6 protein-coding genes and 1 tRNA gene are annotated in these 4,125 nt (G+C 68.3%); 1 reads left to right on the top strand and 6 read right to left on the bottom strand.

Annotated features, from left to right (window positions below; genetic code table 11):
• Positions 1–160: 160 nt before the first annotated feature.
• Positions 161–484: a hypothetical protein gene (locus INE98_RS02785; protein ID WP_293536381.1), complete on the top strand. Its 324-nt coding sequence runs from the start codon at positions 161–163 to the stop codon at positions 482–484.
• Between the two features lie 19 nt (positions 485–503).
• Here the strand turns inward: INE98_RS02785 and INE98_RS02780 are convergent, their stop codons facing one another.
• The 6 genes from INE98_RS02780 to INE98_RS02755 all read right to left on the bottom strand — a co-directional run.
• Positions 504–1,439: an NAD-dependent epimerase/dehydratase family protein gene (locus INE98_RS02780; RefSeq protein ID WP_293536379.1), complete on the bottom strand. Its 936-nt coding sequence runs from the start codon at positions 1,437–1,439 to the stop codon at positions 504–506.
• A gap of 173 nt (positions 1,440–1,612) precedes the next feature.
• A complete protein-coding gene (locus INE98_RS02775; RefSeq protein ID WP_293536377.1) occupies positions 1,613–1,822 on the bottom strand; it encodes a hypothetical protein in 210 nt (69 codons plus the stop codon).
• A 231-nt stretch (positions 1,823–2,053) separates the two neighbouring features.
• Positions 2,054–2,968 (bottom strand): aldo/keto reductase, encoded by a 915-nt coding sequence (locus tag INE98_RS02770; protein ID WP_293536375.1) that lies wholly within the window; start codon positions 2,966–2,968, stop codon positions 2,054–2,056.
• 16 nt (positions 2,969–2,984) lie between these two features.
• Positions 2,985–3,061: transfer RNA gene (locus INE98_RS02765), tRNA-Val, on the bottom strand.
• 71 nt (positions 3,062–3,132) lie between these two features.
• Entirely contained in the window at positions 3,133–3,405 is a 273-nt protein-coding gene (locus INE98_RS02760) for an HU family DNA-binding protein (protein ID WP_293536373.1), read from the bottom strand.
• A gap of 146 nt (positions 3,406–3,551) precedes the next feature.
• Positions 3,552–4,125, bottom strand: a 574-nt coding sequence (locus tag INE98_RS02755; RefSeq protein WP_293536371.1) for a S16 family serine protease, incomplete at its 5' end; no start/stop codon positions are given.

Here is a 4,125-nt window from a genome sequence, read left to right as displayed (position 1 = left end):
GATTGTTGTGCAGTACCCCGAAGGGCGCATAGACCTCCGCCAACGCCGCCGCCTCGCCAAGACGCTAACCGATGCCGTTCTGGAAGTTGAGTGCGGACAGATGCTTGAGCCGGCACGGATCGGCTTTCAGGTGCATTTCCGTTCACTGCCTGCGGATTGCATGGCGATAGGTGGGCGTCTTCTCGACGACACGCTCGCAGATGTCTTGGTCGTCGATATCGCCGTGATGGACGCGGCCTGGACCCGGCAGGATCGAAGAAGGGTCATCGACGCCGTGCTTGCAGCCCTCGCCGAGGGGCTGGGCCTGGCGCAACCCCCGCCCACCTGGTGGATTCAGTTCCGGGTCATTGAGGAAGGCTCCTGGGGCTCGCGCGGGGGCGTCCTGTCGATCCTGGACCTACTCGAAACGGGGGCCTTCACCCCACAGCGCGCAGAGGCCGTCCGGCGGCATCTGCAGGACGCCGGCGCATCACACGCCTCCTGACCGGCGCCCGGCGGCGCGATCAGGCCCCGATCAGGCCCTTGGCCGTCAGGTGCTCGCGCACGCCCTGGGCGAAGGGCGTCGCGGTGAGGCCGAAGCGGCGCGTGATCTTCTCGCTCGAGAAGCGGTAGTCCCGTTCCAGCTGGTAGGACATCTTGTCGACCTCCCTGAGCAGCGGATTGAAGAGGGCGATGGCCTGAACGGCCAGCTTTGGCAGGGTGATGTGGCGCGGCGCCGCCCCGAGGATTTCGGCGACCAGCTGCAGGGTCTGGCGGGCGGTGCGCGGCTCCGGATCGGTGGGCATGTGCCAGATCTCGCCGTCAGCCTCCGGGGTTTGCCCCAGGAAGGCCAGGGTCCGGCCATTGTCGGGGATGTAGGTCAGGCTGTGCACACGGTCGTCGCGGTACAGGACCAGGGCGGGCTTGCCGCGCCTCAGCTGGACGCCCCAGTCGCCGATCATGTCGAACTGAGGATAGTCGCCATAGAAATCGGCGCTGCGCGCGATGCAGGCGCGCAAGCCCTGGCGCTCCACCGCCTCCATCACGATCCGGGCGCATTCGGCGCGGGCCAGTCCCTTCTCGGTGGTGGGGCGAACAGGGCTGTCCTCTGTCATCCAGCCGTCGACGGGGCCGTAGGAATAGACGTTGTCGAAATAGACCAGCCGCGCGCCGGTACGTCGCGCCGCCTCGACCGCATTGCCCACGACCCGGGGAAAGTCGCGCCGCCAGATCCGGGAGTCATAGGGCAACCCGACGACGCAATAGAGGACGTCGGCGCCCTCTGCGGCCCGGGCGACGGACTCCAGGTCCAGCGCATCGGCGGCGACCAGCGTCTCGCGCCCCGTCACCGCGACGGGATGGCGCTGCACGATGCTGACGTCGTGGCCCGCCGCCACCAGGTGCGGCGCCAACGCCCGGCCGATCGTGCCCGATCCGCCCAGAACCACATGTCGTCCCATGATCCACCTGTTTCGCGACTTGTTGAGACGGAGTTATTCCGCCCCGAGGCTCCGGACAAGGCGGCCCGGACGCATACCAGACATGCAAAAGGAACACGGCGGGCGCACCTGCGTCCCGGATCCTGCAGGCGCCGCCGGTCCCCCTCCGACCCGCTTCGCGGTCCACCTCCCCCTCAAGAGGTGGAGGAATTCGTGGGTGGCTGCGGCTCAGCCTCGGTCGCGGGGCGGCTGGGGTTCACGCCCCGACGCCTGAGCGCTTCCCGAAGGAGCACCTCCACCTGGGCGTTCACGCTGCGCATCTCGGCCGCCGCCAGTCGCTCGACGGCGGCCAGGACCTCGGGGGTCAGGCGGGCGAGGAAGGCGCGTTTCCCGGGGCTCGACACGGCGTCACCCGTAGAGCGTTCCGGTGTTCACGACCGGGGTGGGCTCTCGGTCGGCGCAGAGCACGACCCGCAGGTTCGAGACCATGCTGGCGCGGCGCTCGTCGTCCATCTCGACCACCTTGTGATCCGACAGAGCGCCGAGCGTTCGGTGGTCTGGGTGTGCGAAGTATCCTGGGACATGATGTCTCTCCGGTTCGCCCGGAAAGTGATATCACTTTGATAGCTTTAGGCCTAGTCCCTGGCTTGCTCGGCGGCGATCCTCTCTGCGAGGGATTCCGGAAGCGAAAGTCCAGCGGCCTGAAGGTTCTCTTCCAGATGCCGCATCCGGGTCGTACCGGCGATGGCCGCGGATACGCCGGGTACGGCGAGGACCCAGGCGAGGAGCGCCTGGGCGCCCGTGATCCCGGGCTGGTCGTGCAGGAAGCGGAAACGGCGGCCCAGCACCATGTCGGCCCGGTGGTTCTTCAGGGCGCGCAGGGCGTACCAGACGCTGGACGGCCGCAGGTCGCGCAGGCGCCGGGGGGCAGTGTGTCCCATGGCCAGGGGCATGCCCGCCAGCACCCCCTTCCCCGCCTCCGCCGCCCGGGCGACCAGGGGCAGGCGTCCGGGCCTCAGGACGTTGACGTCGACCATCACCGTGTCGATCCCCGGCAGGGACAGTGCGAATTCGATGACCGCCGGATCAAAGCTGTTCACACCCAGGTGTCGAAAGAGGCCTCGCGCGCGAAGCTGCTCCAGCCCGCCCAGGAAGTCCGGCGTCAGCTCTTCGACGGAAGGTCCATGCAGATGCACCAGGGGAAGACTTTCCAGCTTCAGGCGGCGGCGGCTGCGCTCCAGGCTGGTCTCGATCCCTGACAGGGACATGTCGCGTCGCACCCGCCCAGCGTCAAAGCGCGTGCCAACCTTGGTCGCCAGAACCAGGCCGGAAAGGTCCCGACCCTCTAGAGCCCGGCCAAGCCGCCCCTCCGCCCGGCCGCGGGAGTAGGCGGGGCCGGTGTCAAGAAAGTTGACGCCCAGGTCCAGGGCGCGGTCGATCAGACGCCGGGCCTCGTCTTCGGGAAAGGCCGGATGCCCCCAGAAGGAGGCGGCGCCGAAGCCGATCTCGGAGACCTCCAGACCCGTTCTTCCGAGCGGTCTGGCGCGCATGGCGTTCCTCCGGGAGTGGTGGGCGGCGAGGGGTTCGAACCCCCGACCCCCTGGGTGTAAACCAGGTGCTCTGACCAGCTGAGCTAGCCGCCCTTCAGCCCGCAGGCAAAGGCCTCTTTAGCCGTCTTCACGTCCCCGGGAAATCCGCAGGTGCGCGGTCGGGCTCAATTCAGGACGCGACGAAGCCCTTCTCCAGGCCGGAAGCGAACAGTCCGGGCTGCAGCTCTGCGGACGGCCTCGCCTGTCCGCGGGTTACGGGCGGGTCCCGCAGGACGGAAACTCACCGAGAAACTGCCGAAGCCCACCAGCCGGACCTCCTCTCCCGACGCGAGGGCCCCGGACACGACTTCGATCACGGAGTCGAGGGTGCTGCGGACCTGGGCGCTCGGAAGCCCCGACCTCTCAGAGACGGCGGCGACCAGTTCAGCCTTGTTCATGGGATACCCCCCCCGGGTGTTGTTTCAAGCCGCGCCTCGAACAACAACTCTCCCGGGCGAAGCCACAGGGCGACATCATGCCCGGCCCGGACGGCAAGTCAAACGCCGTCCGGGCAGGACTGAAGCCACGCGGTCCTGCGGGAAGGTCAGTGAGTCAGGACCGGCTCGTCCCCTGCATCGTCGGCCGCTGGAGGCGGGGAGACCGCCTCGGTCCATTCAATGGGCGTCAGCGGACCCACCAGGGCGTGGGAGAGGACCTCATCCACCGAACTCACCGGGAGGATTTCAAGGCCCGCCTTCACGTTGTCCGGAATGTCCTGGAGATCCTTCACGTTCTCCTGGGGGATCAGGACCGTCTTCACCCCCGAGCGAAGAGCGGCCAGGAGCTTTTCCTTGAGGCCGCTGATGGGAAGGACCCGGCCGCGGAGGGTGACCTCGCCGGTCATGGCGATGTCCCTGCGGATCGGCACCCCGGTCAGGACCGAGACGATGGCGGTGGCCATGGCCACCCCCGCCGAGGGCCCGTCCTTGGGCGTGGCGCCCTCGGGCACGTGGATGGCGACGTCGGTCCGGTCGAACAGGGGCGGCTCGATGCCGAACTGAGTCGAGCGGCTGCGCACATAGGCATGGGCGGCCTGGACCGACTCCTTCATGACGTCCTTGAGGTTGCCGGTGACCTGCATCCGCGCCTTGCCGGGCATGCGCACGGCCTCGATGGTC

Source organism: Phenylobacterium sp. (assembly GCF_020253645.1).
Classification (GTDB): Bacteria; Pseudomonadota; Alphaproteobacteria; order Caulobacterales; family Caulobacteraceae; genus Phenylobacterium.
The sequence above is the reverse complement of the archived record's forward strand: the minus strand, read 5'-3'. Positions and strand labels throughout refer to the sequence as shown.

Bases quoted from the DNA above. Each gene is read 5' to 3' on its own strand.
- INE98_RS02785 (WP_293536381.1), top strand. From the start codon at position 161: ATGGCGATAGGTGGGCGTCTTCTCGACGACACGCTCGCAGATGTCTTG.
- INE98_RS02780 (WP_293536379.1), bottom strand. From the start codon at position 1,439: ATGGGACGACATGTGGTTCTGGGCGGATCGGGCACGATCGGCCGGGCG.
- INE98_RS02770 (WP_293536375.1), bottom strand. From the start codon at position 2,968: ATGCGCGCCAGACCGCTCGGAAGAACGGGTCTGGAGGTCTCCGAGATC.
- INE98_RS02760 (WP_293536373.1), bottom strand. From the start codon at position 3,405: ATGAACAAGGCTGAACTGGTCGCCGCCGTCTCTGAGAGGTCGGGGCTT.